We start from the raw sequence: 23,514 nt of genomic DNA, 5'->3' as shown, positions 1-23,514 counted from the left end.
TTGATAATTGATAATTGAATTTTATTTTGCAAATGTAACAATCTTCTATACAAATTCTATTTAGTTATAAAATTAATTCCCAAAATTATAACGCAGCGTGAAACCAGATCGAATGTTTGTTAACGGGAATGAAGTCGATATAACTGCTTTGGAGAACGAGTGATCATAATAAAATATGGCAGTTAAATTTTTACTAAACGAATAATCCGCAGTAAACTTTAAAGACCAAATATTTTGTCCCGCCGCTAATTGGTTATTATCATAATTTAAATAACGTACAATAGTTTGATTGTTACGATAAGATAAATCTGCTTTCATATTGATATCACCTTTTATTACTCCCGTTGGATTATCAGCTAACCTAGAAGAGAAAATAACATCTTTAAATCTATAACCCAAACCTATGATATACTCAATACCTTTTACCTCTGTTAATAAATTATTATCAAAACTCATCGATAACGCTCTATCTTTTTTAATTTCGGTAAGGAATTTAAATGCATTTTTCAATTCAAAATCAACGCGAATTAGCGGGCTAAATTGCTCTACTAAGTTAATATTCGAAATTAATGTTTTGTTGTAAAAATTACCACTATCATCAGTTCCATTTGGATTATCATCATATTTAAAATTAGAACGATATTGATTAATAGTATATGACGCTCTATAATTGTGTTGCAAAGAAAAGCGCTTGAAATTCTTCTTGAAAACCTCATATCGCATCAAACCGTTGTACTTCACAGACCAGTTTGGAATTGGAAAATTCCTAAAAGCACCAAGTGAAGTACTCGAAGCATCTCCCCCAGTATAAGCTGCCAAAAACGCTGGCAACAAAACTGCTTGATTATTTTTCCCAAAACCTATCGGATAACCTTCTGCATCTAAATTAGCCGGATTATTTACATCTATCCCTCTTTCAGTAGCCAAACGATTTGCCACCACAAGCCTATTATCTCTAAACTCATTGAATACTTCTGAAATATTCTCATCACTAGTAGAAAAAGCCGACTTAATCATAACCGTGGAGATAGAGAACATACCATATGTATATGGAGAACGTGAATTATACGTTCCGTCAGAAGACACATCATATTGCTCGGTAAAATTCTTAGAATACGATCGGTCTGCATTTAAATCAATTTTTAAATCAGGGAACAAATCGACATTTGCGGTTACTTTCAATATTTTATTATTAACCTGTGTGAAATTTTGATTAAAATCCTGATAATCTGTCAGCCAACCATTCTTAGCCGCTTCAAATCGAATATCATCTTGACTACCAAAAACAAAGCCTAAACTTGGTTTTGAGGAACCAAAAAAGCCTAGACCAGGTGTAAAACCAGGCAAAACTGTTCCACTATTATCGGTATAATTAAGTTGAATGTTTTTTACACTTGTCAAAACCCCCATCAATCCATCTACAAACGGACTTTGCTTAGCATCAGGCCTAGCTGCTGTAATGTTCGTCACCTTTTCACCAGGCTTTGGTATTGTTTTAGGCTTCATTAATTGCCTGCTACTCGCCTTAGTTAACCCTAAATATTTGTAAAGCATATCCATATTAAAACTACTATTCAGAGTGTGTGCTCTAGCATTTTGAATAGTATTCCCTAAATTATATACGGAACCGTCAATTTCTAATTCGGATAAAAACGTAGAAGCACGTTGCCAGCTATAATTCCCTGTATAGGTGTAATTTGCTTTAACGAAGCTAAATACAGGAATCTTATTAATAGGTAATTCGTAATTCACCACTAATTGTTGTGTATGATTAAACGGATCTCCACTATCCCAATATCCGTCCCAAATTGAGAAATCAGCTATAGGCTCATTATCCTCATTTAAATAATTTTTTACAATATTATTGGATGAGGCCGTGTAATTTAATTTCAACGATTTCGTTAAATTATAATTTACTCCATATTGGTAATTAAATGCAAAATTCCTTCTATACAATGGATCAAGGCCTATACCTTCTACATCCACTTGTCTAAATTGTTGGCGATTGTATTGCCTGTTAATATTTGTATTAAAAGTGATATTAGAAGGTAAATAATTAAAATTAAAATCGCTTAACATCTTCCAATAAGTGCTTTTCTTCATGAATTTAGATTTCTTGAAAGGCTCAATAGCTTTCGATTGAAAACTATACGAATAATCCACAGCAGTCAAAGCTTGCTGATCTAAATAATCCTCAATTTCATAATCATGACGTTCTACTTTATTAATAGATTGAGAGAAAGTAAAATTCTCAGGATCATAAACATGTTGTTTTTGCTCAGGACTCCTTTGTTTTCTTACTCCAATAAAATTAATACTAGTCCGTTTTGTATAGTCCACAGCTCTATTAACAATATTATCTTTCTCAGCCTGACTATTTGTGTTTTCTAACAATTCTTTAATCTTAATATCAGCATTAAAAGGATCATACAAAGGCGTTATAGTTTCTTCTCCTACTGAATAATTAAACGGCAAATTAATCCCCCATTTACTAGGCAATAGCTTTCCTAAATTAATATTAGTTACAATATTATATTGTTGAATATCTTCACGACTACGTTCATTTGCACCTTGCTCAATAGCACCGAAACCTACTGTACTCTTTTTACCTGTAGCGGATACAGTAGCTAAATCAGCAAAATTAGTATCCACATTTAATAATGCCGCCATACCACCAGCATTGTCCATCTCAGATAATCGAAGTTCATTAAACCAAACTTCCCCTTTAATTTTTCCTTCTGCATCTGTAGCGTTACTTTTCACCCCTACCATCAAAGTACGTACTAATCCGAAATTCGGATTACCTTTCACTCCTAAACGTAATTTATTTGTTTTTGAACTAGCGGAACCATCTAAATCTTCCTCATTTTGAAAGTAAATTCCATCCAAAGGCAAGGTAGTAGGATCAATAATCTTTGATTGGATTTTTAATTTCGTTAATAAGGATAATGCTAAATCAATCTGATTACTTTCAGGCCAAACTAATTCAGCACTTAAAGGAGAACAATTTGAAGGAATAGTCACTTTTAAAGGAATCTCAATCTGATAAAAGTTTTGATTAAAATCATTTCCAAAACGAATAAAACCAACCATTTTATCATCACCCAATAAAGACTGATTAGGCAATGACTCAGCGTGTAAAAACATTTTCAATCTCTTATACTGACGCATGTCAATACTTACGTTTTTATAGACAGCTCTAGCATCTTTAGGCTCCAATCCATCCCCAGAAACCCTTAGAGACAAGGCTTGCTCATTTTGATTAATTATTGTATTATTATTATACAATTGTTCCCTAACCACCCCTGGAGGTTGTGTATAATTAATAGGACAACGTGTATTATTTTCTTGAATATTTACCGCAATTACATCTAAATTAGTACCATCATCATCAACATTAGTATCATTAAAATCAAGAGTACTGCCATACCTTCTCCAATCACCTCTCACTAAATCCAATGAACCAAAACGTAGCGTTACCTCTTCATCAAACCCAGTCACAAACATTCTCATAAAACGAATGGATCTAAAATCATCAATTTGCCCAATAGTATTTTGAGGCTTAGCAATTGGAATTTTAAATTGAATCCATCTAGCAGGGGTTGTTTCTCCATTAGGTAAAGTAACCTGAGTCTCACGAATATCAGTGATATAATTCTCCCCAATACTCATGTCTTTTTTCATATCAACGCTATATTCATAATAAGCATTAATGGTATTCATGGTATTATCTCTATTTACATCTTCAACATCCGGAACTGAAGTTGAAGCTCTATTCGCATCGGTAATATTTACTGCTGAATTCCCTTGAACCCCATTGTAATTCTTATATCTGTTAATTATACTTCCCGTTGTATTTAGATAAAAAGTATAATCATCGGCAGCTGGATCAGGTTCAGAAGCGAAGTTTGTATATACTTCTGCCTCCTTACCATTGGACAAACCATCCAAACCAACATCTTGATTGGCACGATTATTCACATCTGTATCAAACGCATAAATTAATGACTGTGAAGCTGGTACATCTCCCCAAATTGGTCGTGGGTTAGTCAAAATTTGATCTGGACCTAATCCGTTTTCAAATTGTTTTCTACCATCTTTTAATATGTCCTCAGATACTTCTCCTAAGTTAAAATACAGTTTTCCGGTATTAACTGATGATACCTCTCCTTTTCCTACGTATGGATCTTGAACCCAAAACTGAATATATTCAACATTTCCTTGCTCAAAATTAGTGGAGTTAATGGCTCTCATAATTCCTCCAAAATTCTCTTTTGGATTCGAAGCATAATTCGCATTATTATTATAGGGCCCCCTTTCCGAAGGGAAATATGTTAAATCTAGAGTACTTACTACTTGTGTCTGTCCTAAAGCAATATCTGTTAATGGATACAACTCTTCACTATACACCCTTCTAGTTTTATTCAACGACAAATCGTTATTAGACACACCTGCAGGCTTAGAAGTGTAAAAAACTGGATCTATTGAATACCATGCTAATTTAGATCTCTTAAAACCATAACTTAAATCATTGGCATTACCTCCAAAATCATAAGTACTCGAAGCATTTCTTTCTGGAGTTGAAGACAAACTCCAAGCATAAGGAGACCTCATATCAATAGTAGATTGCGAGCCTTCAAAATCATCAACATAAATGGTTGATTCGCCATTAAAGCTATCGATCTTAGATGCATTTGGCCTCAAAAAAGCAACTTCACCTCTTACAGACAAGCTAGAAGGAACATCCGTATCTACATTAGGTAATTTATTTACTAATCGAGTAAAGAAAGGCACTTCGGTAGAAAAATTTGTATTAAATCCAAAAATAGTATTATTTACAGACTCTTGTCCATAATTTGATTTTTGTGTAAATGGTCTTTCAGACATTTTCAATAAAGTTGCTCCAACAACAAATTTATCTGATATTTTATGCTCCACATTTACTCCCATAAAACGGGTCGTTTGTTGACCAAAAATTGAATTATTTTCTAGGGAAATATTAATAGGAGTATTAGACGCTTGCAAAGAGGCGTCCAAAATTTGAACACGCCCCAGTTGATAATTCACACTATAATCGACACCTTCCACTAATTTACGACCTCCTGCAGTAACTACCACCGAACCTTGTGGCACGTTAAATGCCCCAATAGGAATCCCATCACCTCCAGTTGATTTATACTTACCTCTTAATAAGAATTTATTTTTATCACTATCTTCTAATGAACCTGCTTGGGTATTACGGTACATAGTTCGAAAAACATATTTTTTCTGATTTTCATTATAAGTAGTAGGATCATTGTAATTCTCTGCACTAGATGGGTTTTTCAATTTAGAAAAAAGCAATTCTCCAAAGGGCTCTTTGGTCGTGAAAATGATTCTCCCATTTTGAGAATCCACAGTTAATCCTTCCATAAAATCAAAAAAACCATCTCCACCAGTTTGAGGATCATTATTATAGTTTAACTTATCCAGATTGAAAACTTTCAACAATGGAGTCTCAGCTACTTTATTAGCAGCAGCAGGATTAGAAGGGAAAGGAACAATTACTCCAGCAGTATTTTTAGCTTCAGTAATGTAATTTAAAGGAGACGGATCTGTATATAAAATATTAAATCTAAAATCTTCTTGTTTGACTTGATAAGCACCTGGGATTTGATAAATGTTTTTCATCATCAAGTTCCAGATTGGAGTTGAAACTTCAACTTCTATTCCTCCTATTGACATCGCTTTACGCTTAACATAGGTCAAATTACTTTTCAGCATTTTCAATAGTAAACTTTGAGTAATAACTGCTTGACCGGAAGAGCTACCTCCCGTTACAACTGTAGATTCTACACCATCATTACCAAATTCCCCCACTTGATAAACTTTATCACCTATGGTGTATTCATAAGCTACTGCAAGAACTTCATCATTTGATAATCGTTGTTGCAAAGATATGTATCCTAATTGTGGATGATAAGTATATTCATTAGGCAACAATTTTCTAGCATTTTCTAATTTAGAATAATCTTGGCCTTCTCTAGGTGTAAACCCATTAAAACCAGAATTTGCAGTGGCTATTTCACGAATATTACTATTTAAGAAACTAGTACCAACACCAATTTTAGTTGGATCAAACTTATTATTTGAATTGTCAGAAGGGGAATCAATTGGATTATTAAACATTCCTGTAGAGGGGTCTAAAATCACCACTTCATAATCTGGAATACCAGTGATTTGACCTTCTCCCAAATCTTGAAGCGCAATAATATTTCTTAAATTATTAGAGTTCGTTGTCACTCTATTTTGCTTATTAGTAACCCAAATTTCTAGTCTTGTAATTTGAACTCTACTATCGATGAATGGATAATTTTTAAGCGCATTATCGTATTTATTTCTAAAAAATTGCGACAAGAAAAAGTGTCTGTCATTATCATAATCCAAAGCAAAAACATCAAAATTCTGGATTGTCCCTCCTCCTTGAACTACAACACTTTTGGTTTGTGATTTTTGCTCTGAAAACACACCTGTTACAGTAGTTTTACCAAATTGCAACTGTGCTTTTACACCAAATAAACTTTGGGCTCCACGAATCAAAGAGCTATTTAAAGGCATACTTACATTACCTATCTCAATTTTCTGAAAGATATCATCCTCAGTTGCAGTGTAATCCAACTTTAGTAAATTTTGAAAAGCAAAAGTAGATTGAGTATCGTAATTAGCGTTAACATTTACTCTAGTTCCTACTTTCCCCATTAAACTCATACTGATTCTTTGATTAAAATCAAAAGCGAGATTAGACCTGTTTCTTGGTGAAAAAGATGGATTATCTTGTTTAGAGTAACGTGCTCCTAAATCCATTTCAACAGAGCCCGTTGGTTTTACATCAATTGTATTTCCGCCAAAAATCGATTCAAAAAAACCAGAATTCACATAATATTTAGGAAGTAAATCTTTCTTCGCCTCTTCGCTTCCTTCTTTTTTACCATCAATTGCATCTGATTTTTGTTTAAAATAATCTCGCATAGACTCTTTCAGGACTAAGCTTTCATATTCTTTTGGCGTCAAAATGATTGGATAACTAATAGAGAACCCTTCAACTGAATTAGTATAAATATATCTATCCGTTACAGGGTCATAAGTATATGCCGAGAGAATACTCTGAGGTTTTTTCAACTCAACCTTTCCAAGAGAATATCCCTTTTTGACAGTATCTTGAGCAATTTCATTTTCTTGAGCCTGCGATACAAAACCACAAAATAAAACCAGCAAAAAAGTATAAATCCTATACATACAATTCGTGTTTTTTAATTTTATTTAAAAGTTTTTTAAAGCCTGCTTGATAATCGATTCAACAGATGCATCAGGATCTTCTTTTACGATTTTTTCAATAATCTTTTCGGATGTTTTACGTACAAATCCTAAAACTTCTAGTGCAGATAACGCTTCATCTTTATTTGTATTGCTTTGACAGATTGAAATTTCATCAATATCATACAACTTGATCATCTTATCTTTCAAATCCAAAATCACTCTTTGAGCTGTCTTACTCCCAATTCCTTTAACCGACTGAATAGTTGTAACATCACCAGAAGCAATTGCATTGGTTACTTGTTGTGGATTCAATGAAGACAACATGGTTCTAGCAATACTAGCTCCAATTCCTGAAACAGATAATAATAATTTAAAAATTTCTCTTTCTGATTTTTCTATAAATCCAAACAAAGTATGAGCATCTTCTTTTATCTGAAGATGGGTAAATAATTTAACAAAATCAGAGTTAGGTAATAAGGAATAGGTGTGTAATGAAATATTCACATGATACCCTACTCCATTGCAGTCTATCACCACATCAGTTGGTGTTTTTTCAACTAATTTCCCTTGTAAATGTGCTATCATTTATTTATTAAATATAATTCGCTAAAAGTTCTACTAAACTTCCATTGAAAAGAACTTCAAATTATTTTTTGTTTTTCCCTTTTTCTTGAGCATCCAATACTGCAATTGTCGCCATATTGACCATTTCCTCCACACTTGCTCCTAATTGAAAAATGTGAACAGGTTTACCCATTCCCATCATAATTGGACCAATTGACTCCACTTTATTCAACTCTTTCAACAATTTATATGTAATATTTGCTGAGTCTAAATTTGGAAAAATTAAAGTGTTAACTTTTTTCCCAACTAATTTAGAAAAAGGAAATTTCTGTTTTAACATCTCAGGATTTAAGGCAAAATCAGATTGAATTTCACCATCAACAATTAAATCAGGATGATTTTCATGTAAATACGCAACTGCTTCTCTAACTTTAGAAGCTCTAGCATTTGTCGATGAACCATAATTAGAATAAGAAACCATAGCAATTACTGGTTCAACTCCAAACATTCTTGCTGTTTTAGCTGTCATCAAAGCTATTTTCGCCAATTCTTCGGCTGTCGGATCAATATTTACAGCAGTATCAGACAAGAACATAGGCCCTCTTGCCGTCATCATCATATTAGTAGTGGCTACTATCGACGCCCCAGCTGCTTTATTAACCAGTTGTAACATAGGCTTTAATACCGTTGCATAACTTCTTGTATGTCCTGTCACCAAACCATCAGCTTCACCTGTATTAACCATCATGGCTGCAAAATAATTCCTCTCACGCATTAATCGTTGAGCATCATACAATGCAATTCCACGTCTTTTGCGTGTTTCCCAATAAGCTTCAGCAAAACGATCTCTTCTTGGAGACTCTTCTTTATCTTTTGGATCTATAATTTCAACTTCTGCATCAAAACCTAATTCTTCTTTTAATTCTGAAATAACTTCTTTATTACCAAGCAAAATAGGAATAGCAACGCCTTCTTCTAAAACAATTTGTGCTGCTTTTAAAACGTCTAAATGTTCTGCTTCCGCAAAAACAATGCGCTTAGGATCCATTTTAGCTTTATTGGTAATCATACGAAGCATTTTATTATCGTTTCCAAGACGTTCTAATAAATCCTCTTCATATTTTGCCCAATCCGTAATTGGATGTTTAGCCACACCAGAATCCATAGCAGCCTTAGCCACTGCAGGAGCAACAATCGCTATCAATCTTGGATCGAAAGGTTTTGGAATAATATATTCTCTACCAAAAACTAATTTAGTAGCACCATAAGCAACGTTGACTTGTTCTGGAACGGACTCTTTAGCCAATGAAGCTAGGGCTTGGACAGCAGCCATTTTCATTGCCTCGTTAATTTTAGATGCACGAACATCTAGTGCCCCTCTAAAAATATATGGAAAACCCAATACATTATTTACTTGATTAGGATGATCTGACCTTCCTGTAGCCATAATTATATCTTTCCTAGTTTGAATAGCTAGATTATAATCAATTTCTGGATTAGGGTTTGCCATGGCGAAAACAATAGGGTTTTCAGCCATTCCAAGCAACATCTTTGCAGACATAATATCGCCCGAAGATAACCCCAAAAATACATCAGCTCCAACAAGCGCTTCTTCAAGGCTTATTGAGTCCATATCTTTTGCATATTTTTGTTGTAATTCAGACAATGCAGAATTGTTTTTAGTCAACAAACCTTTACTGTTAAACATCAATATATTTTCGAGTTTTACCCCTAACAACATATACAAATCTGCACAAGCCAGAGCAGCAGAACCTGCTCCCGAAACAACCATTCTCACATCTTCTGCTTTTTTATCTGCTAATTCTAAAGCATTTATCAATGCCGCAGATGAAATAATTGCAGTTCCATGCTGATCGTCATGCATCACAGGAATATTCAATTCCTCCACTAACCTACGCTCTATTTCAAAAGACTCAGGCGCCTTAATATCTTCAAGATTAATACCACCAAAAGTAGGAGCAATATTTTTTACCGTTTGTATAAACTCTTCAACATTTTTAGTATCAACTTCAATATCAAATACGTCAATATCTGCAAAAATCTTAAACAACAGTCCTTTTCCTTCCATCACAGGCTTAGAAGCTTCAGGACCAATATCCCCTAGACCTAAAACAGCTGTTCCGTTAGAAATTACTGCAACTAAATTACCTTTAGCTGTATACTTATATACATTATCAACATCTTTCGCTATTTCTAAACAAGGTTCAGCTACACCCGGAGAATATGCTAATGACAAATCTCTTTGAGTGGCATATTTTTTAGTTGGAACTACTTGAATTTTTCCTGGAGTAGGTTTTGCGTGATATAATAACGCCTCTCTTCTTTTACTGTCCTTGTTCATATACTTGATTTTTATCCTAATTTACAAAGATATAAGTCTTGGTTTAAAATGGAAGCTTTTATCTTAATCTTTTCTTAAAAAACAATTTAGCATTAAATAACAAAAAAAAAGCCACAAGAATTTGCGACTTTTTTAATATCTATTTTAAGCAAAACTAAATTTGTGTACCGTTGATATAAGAATCTAAATGATTGATAGTCTCTTTTTGACTTTCAATAATCCCCTTTACTACATCTCCAATTGAAATTACACCCAAAACTGCATTCCCATCGACTACAGGTAAATGTCTAATTCTTTTACCACTCATCAATTCCATGCAGAAATCTATACTATCCGTAGGTTTAACAGTAATTATACCCGTACCCATAATCTCTTTGACTAAAGTACCTTTGGACGTTTTCTCTTTTAAAACAATTTTACGAGCATAATCTCTTTCAGATAAAATACCTACTATTTCACCTTCCTCTATCACTAGTAATGCCCCAACATTTTTTTCTCCCATGACTTTTAAGGCATCATAAACTGAAATTGCAGAAATAATTGAAAACACTTGACCACCCTTAACGCTTAATATTTGATTTACAGTCATATCTAAAATTTTTATACGTATAAAATTAAATAAATAAAACCAAAGCAAAAGTAAAAATTCAAATTATTTAAAATAAAAATGATATTATCAACCAAAACACCAACTAAAAGAGGGAAATAGATCAAATATTCTCATCGATATTAGACTTTTACCTATTTATCTCTAAAACATAGAAAAACCTATATTATCCAATAGTCTACCTATATTTTGTGGTTTTAACACCGTTAATCATTAAGGAACCATGATGGTTTCGTCAAAATTTTTATAGTTCAAATAAAGACAAAACACAACAATTCTACTTCTTTCCTTGGGGGAATAATATAAATGACAACAAAATAGCTGTACCCAAAAAAATTGCCTTAATTGGATTTAGCAATTGGCTTATTTCACAAGTGTTACAAACCATATTGAGTAGTGTTGACCAACCAATCTATAAAATAGGAGTTAAATCCTTTAATTTATTACTTGAAGAATAAATGCAGAAAAGAAATAACATTCAATTAGCTCTAAAATAAATGATCTAGTCATTAGAGAATCCACCAATAAAAACAAACGTCCCTAAATTTTATTCCAAAAATTTAAGATTTCGTTTTAATCCATCAAATTTCGTTCGTTTCAACGGAGAATCTTTGAAAATAACCCTAAATGTTTCTTCGGTTATCTCTTCCCAATCATTTTTGGACATAGACAAAATCTCAGGATTAGAATCAAATAAAGGCTCGTTATGTGCTTTAGAAAATCGATTCCAAGGACAAACATCTTGGCAGACATCGCATCCAAAAGCCCAATCATCAAACTGTCCTTTGACTTCTGCGGGAATATTTTCTTTCAGCTCAATGGTGAAGTAAGAAATACATTTACTTCCATCTACTACATAAGGAGCAACAATTGCCTGTGTTGGACAAGCATCCAAACAAGCAGTACAAGAACCGCAATGATCAGTTACCGCATGATCATAATCCAACTCTAAATCTATAATTAATTCGGCTATAAAATAGAAAGAACCAACTTTTTGAGTAATCAGATTACTATTTTTACCAATCCAACCCAAACCTGATTTTGCAGCCCAAGCTTTATCTAAAACAGGGGCAGAATCTACGAATGCACGACCATAAACTTCTCCAATTGTCGACTGAATAGAGAATAACAATTCTTTGAGTTTATCTTTGATTACATAATGATAATCTGTTCCATAAGCATATTTAGAAATTTTATACGAATCTGAAAGCTGTGTTTTTTCAGGATAATAATTTAATAACAAAGAAATAACCGACTTACTACCTTCGACTAGTTTGGTTGGATCTAAGCGTTTGTCAAAATGATTCTCCATATAAGACATTTGACCATTATGGTTCTTGTTTAACCAACTTTCCAATCTAGGTGCCTCTTCATCTAAAAAACCAGCTTTGGATATACCACAAGACAAAAAACCGAGGCGTTTGGCTTCGGATTTTATGAATTGAGTATTTTCTGATTTAGGAATAACGTGATTATTTAAGGGTTCATACTTTTTCAACACAAGTCAAACATATTAGCCCTGATGGGAGCGGCATCCTTTTTATGGCTTTTTCAGCCATAAAAAGATAGAGCGGACAGCAGGAAATAGCTCCTAAATTTAAAAAAGACCGCCTTGAATATTGGTTTTGATTCTCCCAAGATGTTTGTAAGCTTTGTCAGTCACCTCTCTACCGCGTGGCGTGCGCATAATAAAGCCTTCTTGAATAAGAAAAGGTTCGTATACCTCTTCAATGGTTTCACTACTCTCAGAAACCGCAGTTGCCAAAGTTGACAATCCCACAGGTCCCCCTTTGAATTTATCAATTATAGTAGTCAAAATCTTATTGTCCATTTCATCCAGTCCATGTGCATCAACATTAAGTGCTTTTAAACTATAGCGAGCAATCTCAATATCAATAGTTCCATTACCCTTGATTTGCGCAAAATCACGTACTCTACGCAACAAAGCGTTAGCAATACGAGGTGTACCACGACTACGTCCAGCAATTTCTATGGCTGCTTCATATGAAATAGGCATCTTTAAAATAGAAGCGGAACGTTCTACAATTGAAGTCAAAAGTTCTGTAGTATAATATTGTAGACGAGAAGATATTCCGAAACGAGCACGCATAGGTGCAGTTAACAAACCAGAACGAGTCGTTGCTCCAATTAATGTAAACGGATTCAAATTAATCTGAACTGACCTAGCATTTGGACCAGACTCAATCATGATATCAATCTTGAAATCCTCCATTGCTGAATACAAATACTCTTCAACAATAGGACTCAAACGATGAATTTCATCAATAAACAAAACATCACGTTCGTCTAGGTTAGTTAACAAACCTGCTAAATCACCCGGTTTGTCCAAAACTGGACCAGAGGTGATCTTAATACCAACTTCCAATTCATTAGCAAGAATATTAGCCAAAGTCGTTTTACCTAAACCGGGAGGACCGTGAAAAAGAGTATGATCTAATGCTTCGTTACGTTGATTAGCAGCAGCTACAAAAACTTTCAAATTCTCTAGTACTTGATCTTGACCTGCAAAATCATCAAAAGATAATGGTCTTAACTTTTTTTCGAGATCAAATTCTTCTGAACCGAAACCGTTTGTTGTAGGGTCTAAATTTTCATTCATCAGACAAAGATATAATAAAGTTTCAAGTAAATAAAAATGCCTTTCTGTAATAGAAAGGCATTTTTAAAATATTTTTTAATTCCTAGTGATGTAAAACTTCTTCACCTGGTTTCATCGGTACAGTTTGAGGAACGAAATCCTCATCATGACCTGGATTAGAATAATCATAAGGCCATCTGTGTACTTCTGGAATTTCACCTGGCCAGTTACCATGAATATGTTCTACTGGTGTAGTCCATTCTAAAGTATTAGATCTCCATGGATTTTGTACTGCTTTTTTACCGTAAAAAATACTGCTAAAAAAGTTATACAAGAAAACCAATTGAAAAACTCCACCAACTAACGCAAAAACGGTAATTAATACATTTACATTTTGTAAATCATCAAATAATGGAAAGTTTGTATTTGTATAGTAACGTCTTGGCAATCCCGCTAATCCAATAAAGTGCATTGGGAAAAATACTCCGTATGCGCAAATAGCAGTTACCCAAAAGTGAACGTATCCTAAGTTTTTATTTAACATTCTTCCAAACATCTTTGGAAACCAGTGATAGATTCCAGCAAACATACCATAAAGAGCAGAAATCCCCATTACTAAGTGGAAGTGAGCAATTACAAAATAAGTATCGTGAACATTAATATCCAATGTACTATCTCCTAGAATAATACCGGTTAAACCACCAGTAATAAAAGTAGATATCATACCTATAGAAAACAACATCGCTGGATTCAATTGTAAGTTACCTTTCCATAAAGTTGTAATCCAGTTAAAAGCTTTTACAGCAGATGGAATTGCAATCAATAGAGTCGTAAATGTAAACACAGATCCTAAGAATGGATTCATCCCAGAGATAAACATATGGTGTCCCCAAACAATTGTAGATAAAAATGCAATTGCAAGAACAGACATAATCATCGCTCTATATCCAAAAATTGGTTTACGCGAATTAGTTGCTAAAATTTCAGAAACAAGTCCCATTGCAGGTAAAATTACGATATAAACCTCAGGGTGTCCTAAGAACCAAAATAAGTGCTCAAACAATACAGGAGAACCACCTTGATAATGTAAAACCTCACCAGCGATATAAATATCAGACAAGAAGAAAGAAGTACCAAAACTTCTGTCAAAAATCAACAATAATGCCGCTGATAATAATACTGGAAAGGAAACCACACCAATAATTGCCGTAACAAAAAACGTCCAAATTGTAAGAGGTAGCCTAGTCATAGTCATCCCCTTAGTTCTAAGATTAATAACTGTAACGATATAATTTAAAGACCCCATTAAAGAAGAAGCAATAAATATAGCCATAGAAATTAACCACAAAGTCATCCCCATACCAGAACCTGGAATTGCCTGAGGCAATGCACTTAACGGCGGATAGATAGTCCAACCTGCAGATGCTGGTCCTGCCTCAATAAATAAGGAACTTAACATAATTACAGCTGACAAGAAAAACATCCAATAGGAAATCATATTCATGAATCCAGAGGCCATATCTCGCGCTCCAATTTGAAGCGGTATCAACAAGTTACTAAATGTTCCACTTAATCCGGCGGTTAGCACAAAGAAAACCATTATAGTTCCGTGAATTGTAACTAAAGCCAAATAAACGTCATTCTTCATCACTCCTTCTGGAGCCCATTTATCACCTAATAAAATATTGAAAATTTTAAAAGATTCTTCAGGCCATGCTAATTGCATTCTAAAAAGCATAGACATCGTAATTCCAATAACTCCCATAATAATACCTGTAATAAGATATTGCTTGGCAATCATTTTATGATCAATACTAAAAATATACTTAGTAATGAATGTGTCTTTATGATGATGTTCGTGTTCGTGATCGTGTCCGTGATCGTGACCTTCTGCTGACATATATGTTTACTTTAAATTTTCTTAATAAATATTATTTTACTGCTACTACTGGAGCAACAACAACTGAATCTTTTGAACTTGTATCAGTACTTATTGCAGATGTTGGAGTAGCATTAGCTTCTTTTACCTGAACTGCTAATAGCGCTTGCTCTTTAATCCATTTTTTATAATCCTCAGGAGTATCAACTATTATTTTCATTTGCATGTTATAATGAGAAGCTCCACAAATTTTATTACAAAGCAATAAATAATCAAAAGTATAAGGATCTAAAACAGTACCGCCTTTAGCAACTAACTCTATAGACTTCTTAGCTCTCAGGTCATTAATATGAGCCACTTTTTCTACCATATAAGGCAATTCTCTATATTCTGATGTAGTATAAATAGGCTCAAAAGCAAATTCAGTAACCATACCAGGAACACAGTTCATTTGCGCTCTAAAGTGAGGCATATATGCAGAGTGTAACACATCTTGAGATCTCATTTTAAAATGTACTTTTCTTCCTTTTGGGATATGCAATTCAGAAACAACAATATCGTCCTGAGCATTTGGATCAGACATATCAACACCTAATGTATTAATACCTTCAATATATCTAACGTTTGCTTTACCAAGAACATTATCCTCTCCAGCATAACGAGCAGACCATTTAAACTGTTGTGCATATAATTCAATTACAACAGTATCTTCTTCGTCATCAATAAACATAATATTAGTCCAAGCGTACAATCCATAAAGAATTAAACCCGCTAATACTACCGCTGGGATAATACTCCAAAGAGCTTCTAATTTATTATTATCCGCAAAATATAATGCTTTTTGCCCTTTTTTTCCTCTGTATTTGAAAGAAAAATAATGAATTAAAACTTGAGTAATTGCTTGAACAATAAACAATAAAACCCATGAAATATTCATCAAGCTATCAACTAGAGCACCGTGTTCAGAAGCTGGTGTATGAAGAACTAAACCACCCCATGCAAATAAACCATAAATAGTTAATATATAAAGGAAAGCTAGAAAGCCAAACATTAAATAACCCTGTACATTATTATCATTATCATTAGCTACCTGCGAATTGTCCGAAATTGAACCTACTTGAGTAAGATCAAATATCTTAGTCAATTGCCACAAAGCAACAGCTAATAAAACTAAAACTATAATTACCAACAAACTTGTCATCTGTTTATCTCTTTAAATATTAATAATGAAAATGTTTACTTTCTTCTATAAATGGATTTCTTTTTGGCAACAAAGGAGCTTTAGTCAATGCTGTAAAGACAGCAAATATAAACAATCCAAGGAAGAAAAGAACGGATGAAATTTCAGAAACACCGATGAACCAACGATCACCTACTGTTCCAGGCATAATCATATTAAAGAAATCAATATAATGACCCGCTAAAATAACAACACCTGCCATTACAATAACCCATGAAATTCTTTTGAAATCGGTATTTAGAAGAATTAACAAAGGGAATACAAAATTCATAACAACCGCTCCAAAGAAAGGAAGATTATACAATTGAATTCTTGTAATAAAATAAGTAATCTCTTCAGGAATATCAGCGTACCAAATCAACATGAATTGAGAGAACCATAAGTAAGTCCAGAAGATACTAATACCAAACATAAACTTAGCTAAATCATGAATATGACTAGTATTAACATATTCTAAAAAACCTTTAGACTTTAAATACACAGTCACTAATGCAATTGTAGTAATACCACTTACAAAGAAACTAGCAAAAACATACCATCCAAACAATGTACTAAACCAGTGTGGATCAACAGACATAATCCAATCCCAAGACATAATAGACTCAGAAACAATAAAGAAAACCATAAAACCAGCTGTCATTTTAAAATTCTTTTTGTAAAAAGAATTATCAGTAGATTCATCTTGAGCTAAACAATTTTTAGCAGTATAGTATCTGTATAAATTCCATCCAATTAAAAATATAGCAGCACGAACAATCCAAAAAGGAAAATTCAAATATCCTGCTTTGTTAGCAATTAATTCATCGTGAGCAACTACTTCTGGATCTAACCAAATAAATAGATGATTAAAATGTAATCCACATAAAATTAAAAACACAAAGAAAATGACAGAACCATAAGGTAAATAAGCCGTAATCCCTTGCATTACTCTAAATAAAACAGGAGACCAACCAGCTTGAGCTACTATTTGAATAGCATAAAAAGCTAAAACTCCCATTGAAATCAACAAAAAGAAAATACAAGCAACATATAATGCAGCCCAAGGTTTATTTTGCAACTGGTGCAAAACGTGATTTAAATGTTCAGTGTGTTCAGCATCATGGTGAGCAACTTCTGCCTTGTCGTGATGTGCATCAGCATGGGCTTCATCAGTCACTTTAGTTTCTTCATGATGTACAGCACCATGGCCATCATGACTTTCTGCAGCAAGAAGTGTTTCAACTTCCTGAATATCTTTAGGTGCATTCAAAAAACCATAACCAATACCCAATATACCAACGGCCATAAGGATAAAAGAGAAAGTTTTTAATTTACTTGAAAATGTATACATATCTATTACGATCAGTTTGTTCAACAATTATAATTGGCTTTTAAGTTTTAGAACATAGTCAGCAACTAACCAACGTTCGTGAGCACTTAATTGATTTGCATGAGACCCCATAGAATTTAACCCATAAGTCTCAACATGAAAAATACTTCCTTCAGTTATCACCCTATCTTTATAACTAGGCACACCAAGAAATTTTTCTCTTTCAACCAACTTCCCTTTACCGTTTCCAGCTGCACCATGACAACTAATACAATAAATATCGAAAAGCTCTTTTCCTTTACCAGAATTACGATCTAATGAATCCAAAGGAGATTTTAAATTAGCCTTCGCTAACTCATAACCTGCAGTTGAATTTTCATATTCATACGGTTCAAAACCTCTTTTAATAGTACCATCTGGAGGAAGTTGACCTTCTTTTCCATTTTTAAAAGCAGCAGATTCAGAATAAGTTTCATATCCTGCTGATTCGTACATATTAGGAAAGTATTGATAATTCGGTGCTTTATTATTATGACATGATGCCACTAAAATAGTGATGCCTAATAAAAGTGCTGTTTTATATACCCTTTTCATATCTTAATTAATGCTTTTCAATTACTTTAACTTCTACAGCTCCTGTCCCTTGGAAAAAAGAAATTAATTCTTCTTCATTATTGTTAATAGCCACTTCCATTAAAAAGTGATCATCTGTAGTTCTTACATCCGGATTTTCAGCTTCTTTAAATGGCCATAATCTACTTCTCATATAAAAAGTAATAACCATAAGGTGGGCTGCAAAAAACACAGTCATTTCAAACATAATAGGCACAAAAGCCGGCATATTCTGAATGTAACTGAAACTTGGTTTACCTCCAATATCTTGAGGCCAATCTTGAATCATTACAAAATTCATCATCCAAGTGGCAAATGAGATACCTATACAACCGTATATGAATGAACAAATAGCTAGTCTTGTAGGTGCTAGTCCCATAGCTTTATCCAATCCGTGAACCGGAAATGGAGTAAAAACTTCTTCAATATGATGATGAGCTGCTCTAGTTTTCTTAACCGCATCCATCAATATATCATCGTCATTGTAAATGGCGTATATTACTTTATTACTCATGGTGTGAATCTTTTTTTGCTCTTTCTCTAATATAATTATCTCCTGTTCCTTTCAAAATTGTTTTGACCTCTGCTTGAGCGATCACAGGGAAAGTTCTGGCATACAATAAAAACAATACGAAGAAGAAACCAATTGTTCCTATAAAAATTCCGATATCTACAAATGTTGGAGAAAACATAGTCCATGAAGATGGTAAATAATCTCTATGCAATGAAGTAACGATAATTACAAAACGCTCAAACCACATCCCAATGTTTACAACAATAGAAATGATGAATGAAAACATAATACTTGTTCTTAATTTTTTAAACCACATGAACTGAGGAGAAAAAACATTACAAGTCATCATAGACCAGTAAGCCCACCAGTAAGGCCCTGTTGCTCTATTCAAGAAAGCATACTGCTCATACTCTACTCCAGAATACCAAGCAATAAACAACTCAGTAATATAAGCAACACCTACAATAGAACCAGTTATCATGATAACAATATTCATCAACTCGATATGTTGTAATGTAATGTAAGCTTCAAGGTTTGAAACTTTCCTCATAATGATAAGTAAAGTATTCACCATTGCAAATCCAGAGAAAACTGCCCCTGCAACAAAATACGGAGGAAAAATCGTTGTATGCCATCCTGGAATTACTGAAGTAGCAAAATCCATCGATACAATAGTATGTACAGAAAGTACAAGTGGAGTCGCTAAACCAGCAAGTACCAAAGATACCTCTTCAAAACGTTGCCAATCTTTAGCTCTACCGCTCCATCCAAAGCTTAAGATCGAATAAACTCTCTTATTAAAAGGAGTAATAGCTCTATCTCTCAACATAGCAAAATCAGGTAACAAACCAGTCCACCAGAAAACTAATGATACTGACAAATAAGTAGAAATTGCAAATACATCCCAAAGTAATGGAGAGTTAAAGTTAACCCATAATGAACCAAATTGATTTGGAATCGGCAATACCCAGTATGCTAACCATGGACGACCCATGTGGATAATTGGGAATAAACCTGCTTGAATAACTGAGAAAATAGTCATGGCCTCCGCTGAACGGTTAATGGCCATTCTCCATCTTTGACGGAATAGTAATAATACTGCCGAAATCAATGTTCCTGCATGACCAATACCAACCCACCAAACGAAGTTAGTAATATCCCAAGCCCATCCAACGGTTTTATTCAAACCCCATGTTCCGATACCTGTAGATACGGTGTAAATAATACAACCTAATCCCCAAAGGAAAGCTGTTAATGCGATTGTAAATACAATCCACCAATGTTTATTAGCTTCTCCCTCAACAGGAGCAGCTACATCAACTGTTACATCGTGATAGCTTCTATCACCTATAACTAAGGGTTTTCTAATGGTTGATTCGTAGTGAGACGACATAATCCTTTATATGTTTCTTAATTAATAATTATTTTTAACTAGGTATTTCTAACTTTAACATGATAAATCACATTTGGTTTTGTCCCGACATGCTCTAATAAATGATACATTCTATCGTCTTCTACTAATTTAGCAACATGACTTTCTTTATCATTAACATCTCCAAAAACCATTGCTCCACTTGTACAAGCACTTGAACAAGCAGTTTGGAATTCACCATCAACAATAGCTCTACCTTCTCTTTTTGCCTTCAAAATGGTTGCTTGTGTCATTTGAATACACATAGAACATTTTTCCATAACTCCACGAGAACGAACATTTACATCTGGATTTAACACCATACGACCTAAATCATCATTCATATGATAATCAAATTCTTTATTCCCATTATATAAGAACCAGTTAAAACGACGCACTTTATAAGGACAGTTGTTAGCACAGTAACGAGTACCAACACATCTATTATAAGCCATATGATTTTGACCTTGACGACTGTGCGATGTTGCAGCAACAGGACAAACAGTCTCACAAGGAGCATGATTACAATGTTGACACATTACAGGTTGAAAAGCTACTTGAGGATTATCTCCTGCTTTTTCCATTTCACTGAAAGTAGATAATGAACTAGATAAACCAGAAATATTTTCTTTTCTTTCGTTATCACCTTCAAAAGTTGACTCAGAAGAATAATATCTATCGATACGTAACCAATGCATATCTCTACTTCTTCTTATCTCAGATTTCCCTACTACAGGGACGTTATTCTCAGCGTGACATGCAATCACACAAGCACCACACCCAGTACAAGCATTCAAATCAATTGACAAGTTAAAATGATGTCCAATTGAACGATCAAATGAATCCCATAAATCAACAGTAGTTGCTTCAACTTCTTTATGATCTAAAGAAACCATAGGAACAGGATTCCATTCTTTAGCATCTTTACTATTGAAGATTTCCAAAGTAGTTTCTTTGATAATATCTCCTCTACCCATTAAAGTTTTTTGACCTTGAACACAAGCAAACTCATGTTCTCCAGCAGCTTTTTCAAAACTAACAGATTGTACATCATTAAAACCTTTATATAAAGCGTAAGCATTTAAACCTACTTGCATTTCTTCTTTTAAAGCCGCTTTACGACCATAACCTAATGCCAAACCTAAAGTACCAACAGCTTGCCCTGGTTGAACAATCACTGGAACATTTTCTAACTTAATACCATCTGCCGTAGTAATAGTAGCGTAACTTCCATTAAGCCCACCATTAGCAACAATCTCATTAGATAATTCTAGTGTTTTTGCATCAGCATTAGAAACAGTTACATAGTTATCCCAAGACACTCTTGTAATTGGATCTGGTAATTCCTGCAACCATGGATTAGCAGCTTGTTGACCATCTCCTAAACCAGTTTTTGTATATAAAACCAATTCAAAACCTTCAGCAGCTTTTGATTTTGACAAAGCCAAAGCAGCTCCGTTATAATCTGCACCACCTCCAGATAAAGATTGCGAACCACTTACAAATATACCATCATGTAATACCTTATTCCAAGTTGCTCCTGCAGTAACACCCGCAGCAGTTCCTTTTACATAATCGTAATACGTTCCATTTACACCATTTAATGACATCAAAACTTCTTGAAATTGTTTTGTATCAAATAATGGACGAATAGTTGGTTGTGTTATACTATAAGCACCTTTTGTTAAACTTAAATCTCCCCAAGATTCTAAATAATGAGGAACCGCAGCCGCAACTGTACTTACCAAAGCCGTTTCATCTTCTTTCAAAGAAAAAGCAACAGAAGTTTTTACTTTTTTAAGCCCTTCAGCAAAAGAAGCTGAATCTGCTAATGTATATATTGGATTAACACCACTCATTAACAAAGTATGAACGTTACCCGCTTTCATATCATTAATTAACTGAGCTACTTTTTCGTTAGATCCTTTTCTTATTTGTCTTGAACCAGCAGTACTAAAAGCTTCACTAGCCAAAGCATTATTAATCGCTATAACTAATAATTGCGCATTTTTATCTTGAATACCTGAAACCAAGACTCCTTGAGCTCCAGCCATTTTCAATTGCTTAGCAGCTTTAGTTACTTCATCTTTAACTGAAACTTCTAAATTAACAGCAGCCGAAGCTCCTGTTACGACATTATATATATGAACTAATGCTTGTTTTTGAACCGCAGTAGACATTGCTAAACGTTTATCAGCTGCCGCACCAGACAAAGTCATGTTCGCTTCCAATTGGAAGTGACGTGACATTTTTCCGTTTTTAGGAATTCTTCCTTGCGCATAACCTGAATCATATCCACCACCTTGCCAGTCACCTAAAAAGTCAGCACCAACAGAAACAATTAAACTAGCTTTTGAAAAATCATAATCAACCAAAGCTCTATCACCATAAACTGTTTCAAAAGCATCTAAAGCTTCTGAAGAAGATACAGCATCATAAACCACATGCTTAGCATTAGGGTTTTTTGAAATAAATTCAGCGATTAATTTTTCAGTTGAAGGACTTGCCAAAGTATTAGTTAATACTACTACTTGACCACCTTTAGCTTTTGCATCAACAAGACTTGAATTAATTTTCGCCTCAACAGCAGCCCAAGTTGCAGTTTTACCCTCAATCTTTGACTCTTTCAAACGCATATTATCATATAATGATAATACTGACGCATGAACTCTTGCATTTGCAGCAAATTTAGCTCCAGAAATGGTGTTATTTTCTATCTTAATAGGACGCCCTTCACGTGTTTTAACAAGAAGATTTGCAAAATCAAAACCATCAAACATAGAAGTAGCATAATAATCAGCTACACCAGGAATGATTTGTTCTGGTTGTAATACATAAGGTATCGACTTGTGTACAGGACCTTCGCAAGCAACAAGCGTAGCTGCAGCAGTACTAAATCCAACGTACTTTAAAAAATCACGACGTGATGTAGAAGACGAAGACAAAGCTTCATTATTCCCTAAGAATTCATCCGTAGGAATTGCCTCAACAAATTCGTTATTTTTAAGCGCCTCAACAATAGAACTATTTCCGTCTAGTTCTTCAACACTTTTCCAGTATTTTTTGTTTGATGACATTTTATATAAATATTAGAATCTTAATTATTATTTTCTTTAATCAG

Annotated in this window: 13 protein-coding genes; all 13 read right to left on the bottom strand. The window is 33.9% G+C overall.

Features of this window, described 5'->3' with window-relative positions:
* Nucleotides 1-72 precede the first annotated feature (72 nt).
* On the bottom strand, nt 73-7,275 hold the full coding sequence (gene sprA / locus ABZP37_RS06285) for a cell surface protein SprA (protein WP_366186557.1): 7,203 nt from the start codon (nt 7,273-7,275) through the stop codon (nt 73-75).
* A 24-nt stretch (nt 7,276-7,299) separates the two neighbouring features.
* Nucleotides 7,300-7,881 carry a Holliday junction branch migration protein RuvA gene (gene ruvA, locus ABZP37_RS06280; RefSeq protein WP_366186555.1) on the bottom strand — a complete coding sequence of 194 codons (582 nt, stop codon included), beginning with the start codon at nt 7,879-7,881 and terminating at the stop codon, nt 7,300-7,302.
* Nucleotides 7,882-7,942: 61 nt separating this feature from the next.
* Nucleotides 7,943-10,222: an NADP-dependent malic enzyme gene (locus tag ABZP37_RS06275; RefSeq protein ID WP_366186554.1), complete on the bottom strand. Its 2,280-nt coding sequence runs from the start codon at nt 10,220-10,222 to the stop codon at nt 7,943-7,945.
* A 154-nt stretch (nt 10,223-10,376) separates the two neighbouring features.
* The gene (locus tag ABZP37_RS06270) at nt 10,377-10,811 is read right to left on the bottom strand and encodes a CBS domain-containing protein (protein ID WP_366186553.1); all 435 of its coding nucleotides are present in this window, start codon (nt 10,809-10,811) and stop codon (nt 10,377-10,379) included.
* A 565-nt stretch (nt 10,812-11,376) separates the two neighbouring features.
* Nucleotides 11,377-12,327: a tRNA epoxyqueuosine(34) reductase QueG gene (gene queG / locus ABZP37_RS06265; RefSeq protein WP_366186552.1), complete on the bottom strand. Its 951-nt coding sequence runs from the start codon at nt 12,325-12,327 to the stop codon at nt 11,377-11,379.
* A 99-nt stretch (nt 12,328-12,426) separates the two neighbouring features.
* Entirely contained in the window at nt 12,427-13,449 is a 1,023-nt protein-coding gene (ruvB, locus tag ABZP37_RS06260) for a Holliday junction branch migration DNA helicase RuvB (RefSeq protein ID WP_366186550.1), read from the bottom strand.
* A gap of 82 nt (nt 13,450-13,531) precedes the next feature.
* A complete protein-coding gene (locus ABZP37_RS06255) occupies nt 13,532-15,328 on the bottom strand; it encodes a cbb3-type cytochrome c oxidase subunit I (protein WP_366186549.1) in 1,797 nt (598 codons plus the stop codon).
* Between the two features lie 31 nt (nt 15,329-15,359).
* Nucleotides 15,360-16,508, bottom strand: coding sequence for a cytochrome c oxidase subunit II (locus tag ABZP37_RS06250; protein ID WP_366186548.1), 1,149 nt, complete (start codon nt 16,506-16,508; stop codon nt 15,360-15,362).
* A 19-nt stretch (nt 16,509-16,527) separates the two neighbouring features.
* Nucleotides 16,528-17,877 carry a quinol:cytochrome C oxidoreductase gene (locus tag ABZP37_RS06245; RefSeq protein WP_366186547.1) on the bottom strand — a complete coding sequence of 450 codons (1,350 nt, stop codon included), beginning with the start codon at nt 17,875-17,877 and terminating at the stop codon, nt 16,528-16,530.
* Between the two features lie 27 nt (nt 17,878-17,904).
* Nucleotides 17,905-18,450: a cytochrome c gene (locus tag ABZP37_RS06240; protein WP_366186546.1), complete on the bottom strand. Its 546-nt coding sequence runs from the start codon at nt 18,448-18,450 to the stop codon at nt 17,905-17,907.
* A gap of 7 nt (nt 18,451-18,457) precedes the next feature.
* Nucleotides 18,458-18,982 carry a DUF3341 domain-containing protein gene (locus ABZP37_RS06235; RefSeq protein ID WP_366186545.1) on the bottom strand — a complete coding sequence of 175 codons (525 nt, stop codon included), beginning with the start codon at nt 18,980-18,982 and terminating at the stop codon, nt 18,458-18,460.
* On the bottom strand, nt 18,975-20,375 hold the full coding sequence (gene nrfD, locus ABZP37_RS06230; RefSeq protein WP_366186544.1) for an NrfD/PsrC family molybdoenzyme membrane anchor subunit: 1,401 nt from the start codon (nt 20,373-20,375) through the stop codon (nt 18,975-18,977). The genes ABZP37_RS06235 and nrfD overlap by 8 nt, the downstream gene beginning before the upstream one ends.
* Nucleotides 20,376-20,413: 38 nt before the next feature.
* Entirely contained in the window at nt 20,414-23,470 is a 3,057-nt protein-coding gene (locus tag ABZP37_RS06225; protein WP_366186542.1) for a TAT-variant-translocated molybdopterin oxidoreductase, read from the bottom strand.
* Nucleotides 23,471-23,514: the final 44 nt, after the last annotated feature.

It is taken from the genome of Flavobacterium ovatum, assembly GCF_040703125.1.
In the GTDB taxonomy this organism is placed as follows: Bacteria; Bacteroidota; Bacteroidia; order Flavobacteriales; family Flavobacteriaceae; genus Flavobacterium; species Flavobacterium ovatum.
Note: the sequence above shows the minus strand (reverse complement) of the source record. Positions and strands in the feature narration are given on the sequence as shown.